Consider the following 1,276-nt stretch of genomic DNA (forward strand, 5'->3'; position numbering starts at 1 on the left):
GGTATGAACCGGAAACATGGGTAACACTTTAGACCGGATACATGGGTAACAGTTATAACTGGCATAGAAGAGGAGACTCGCTATGCCCTGGACTGAGACCCGACCTATGCAACGCCTTGATTTTATCCGTGCCTGCCATGCAGGTACGGATTCTTTTTCTGCCCTCTGCCGTCTCTTCGGCATCAGTCGAAAAACCGGTTACAAATGGCTTCAGCGTTTTGACCCCTCTGACCTGTCATCTCTCTCTGACCGGTCGCGTGCTCCGCACTCCCACTCCCGGACAGTTCCTGATGATATCGCCGGGCAGCTTACGGCCCTGAGGCAAAAACACCCTGACTGGGGCCCCAAAAAACTGCGGATGTGGCTGCTCAATCATCACGTCGATTTTACCGTCCCCGCTGCCAGTACTATCGGCGATATCCTCAAGCGTGAAGGCCTGGTTCCGGATAAAAAGCGAAAACGCAGAACCCCGGGCAATCGCCAGCCCCTGACCATCATCAGTGAGAACAATCAGGTCTGGAGCGCTGATTTTAAAGGCAAGTTCAGGCTGCTGAGCCGGAAATACTGTCATCCCTTCACCCTCACCGACAATCACAGCCGGTATCTTCTGAGCTGCCGGGGAGCAGACCGGGAGAGCGAGCCCTTCGTCAGGCAGTGCCTGACGGATGCGTTCCTGGAGTACGGTCTGCCGGAAGTCCTGAGAACGGATAATGGTCAGCCTTTCGCAGGAACAGGTATCGCCGGGTTAAGTCGCCTTGCAGTCTGGCTGATAAAGCTGGGCATCAGACCGGAACGCATCAGAAAGGGGCATCCGGAAGAAAACGGCCGTCATGAGCGAATGCATCGTTCGCTGAAAAGTGCAGTAAAACAGGGCAACATATTTATGACGATGGAAGAACAACAGCGGTGGTTCAGTGGCTACCGGGAAGAGTTTAACTACGAAAGGCCACATGAAGCCCTGGCGGGTGCAACGCCCGGAACGGTATGGCAACCCTCAGGCCGGCACTGGGATGGCAGGGTTCCTGAATATGCTTATCCGGAAGGAGGTACGGTCTACAGGGTGAAATCAAGGGGGACACTCTATATGGGGAAAAAGGGGACGGTGTTCCTGAGTGAAGCGCTGACTGATGAGTACATCATGCTGGAAGAACAAGATGATGGCCTGGAGGCCATCATCTTTAATGGAATAACGCTTGCGTACTACGACCGAAAAACCCAGAGTGTGCTCCGGATAGACTGAAAAGTGTTACCTATGTTCCCGGTCTGATCTGTTACC

General features: G+C 53.8%; 1 protein-coding gene. It reads left to right on the top strand.

Annotation, left to right across the window (positions count from 1 at the left end; genetic code table 11):
- The first annotated feature begins 106 nt into the window (after positions 1–106).
- Positions 107–1,240 (top strand): DDE-type integrase/transposase/recombinase, encoded by a 1,134-nt coding sequence (locus tag IM282_RS21765; protein WP_223862991.1) that lies wholly within the window; start codon positions 107–109, stop codon positions 1,238–1,240.
- Positions 1,241–1,276 lie beyond the last annotated feature (36 nt).

This window comes from Enterobacter cloacae complex sp. P29RS, assembly GCF_014893445.1.
Taxonomy (GTDB): domain Bacteria; phylum Pseudomonadota; class Gammaproteobacteria; order Enterobacterales; family Enterobacteriaceae; genus Enterobacter; species Enterobacter intestinihominis.

What these genes read in the sequence shown, in the direction of transcription:
- IM282_RS21765 (WP_223862991.1), top strand. Translation starts at nt 107, where the DNA reads ATGCAACGCCTTGATTTTATCCGTGCCTGCCATGCAGGTACGGATTCT.